The organism is Mucilaginibacter sp. P5_A4, from assembly GCF_056400605.1.
In genome coordinates this window covers 1-1,300 of the sequence record NZ_JBFUKX010000140.1, presented here as the reverse complement: position 1 = coordinate 1,300, position 1,300 = coordinate 1, and the positions used below count along the sequence as shown (strand labels likewise).

General features: G+C 37.7%; 1 protein-coding gene and 1 pseudogene. One reads left to right on the top strand and one right to left on the bottom strand.

The window, feature by feature from the left end; all coding sequences use genetic code 11:
• Positions 1-430, bottom strand: a 430-nt coding sequence (locus AC1DQW_RS27675) for a YajQ family cyclic di-GMP-binding protein (protein ID WP_477457017.1), incomplete at its 3' end; no start/stop codon positions are given.
• Between the two features lie 190 nt (positions 431-620).
• Between AC1DQW_RS27675 and AC1DQW_RS27670 the strand changes: the two are divergent.
• A pseudogene (locus AC1DQW_RS27670) lies at positions 621-1,300 on the top strand (polyphosphate kinase 1); the annotation flags it as partial.

The following is a 1,300-nucleotide window of genomic DNA, read 5'->3' as shown; positions in this document are numbered from 1 at the left end:
TCACTGCCTGCAGGTCATCTATCTTTTTGCCCTGTACACGCACCTGGTCGTCCATGATAGATGCCTGAACCTTTAGGCCGCTATCCTTTATCTTTTTGACAAGCTTTTTAGAGGTTTCTTTATCTATACCTTCCTTAACTTTAATCTCTTTACGTATCAAATTGCCCGCCGCATATTGGTCTTTACCAAAATCAAGCGCGTTAGGGTCCAGGTGTTGCTTTACCATGCGGCCTATAATAGAATCCTGGATGGCTTTAAGGCGCATATCGTTCTCGGTAACAATGGTTATCTCGTTGGTTTTTTTATCCAGGTCGATAGTGCTTTTCGAGTCGTTAAAATCGTAGCGGTTAAGTATTTCTTTTTTGGCAGTATTGATAGCGTTATCAAGTGTTTGGCCGTCTATCTTGCTTACTATATCAAATGTTGGCATAAGTAAATTGGTTTATAAATGTTTACAAAACTAATGTATTGTAAACATTTACACAGGATGTTAAATTAATTTGTTTACATAAAGTAAGTAAATAATAATCAATAAAAACATGTTAAATGCTGATGAGTTAATATTAAGTTAACAAATAAATAAGCAGTTTTGTAAATGTGGCCCGCGGGCACTAAATTTTATGGATAAACAGGCACCATTAATTAACAGGGAAATAAGCTGGTTATATTTTAACGACAGAGTTTTGCAGGAAGCTGCCGATCCAACCGTTCCATTAATTGAGCGTGTAAGGTTTTTAGCCATATTTTCGTCCAACCTGGATGAGTTTTACCGGGTACGGGTAGCCACCATGAGCCGCCTTGCCGCTTTAAACGAAAAATCAAAGGAGCTTTTAGGTTTTAACCCTAAAAAACTCCTCAACCAGATAAAAAATATCGTGGTAAAGCAGGAACGAAAGTTCAATAACCTGTATGAGAATATTATAGTAAAACAGCTTGCCGAAGAAAAGATTTTTATCCTGAACGATAAACAACTGAACGTATCCAGGGGGAGCTTTGTTAAAAACTATTTCAGGGAAAAATTGCTGGCTACGCTGGTACCCATTATGCTTGATGATGGTATGCCGCTGCCCGAATTACGCGACAGGGCTATTTACTTTTTTGTAAAGCTCACCAAAAATAAAAAAACAAGATTCGCGCTTATCGAGTTTCCGGATACGCTATCGAGGTTTGTGGTACTGCCCGAAACCAATAACCTTAAATTTATTATCCTGCTGGATGATATCATCAGGTATAGTTTGGATGATATATTTTTCATTTTTGATCACGATAGTATAGAAGCTTATTCTTTGCAGCTTACCCG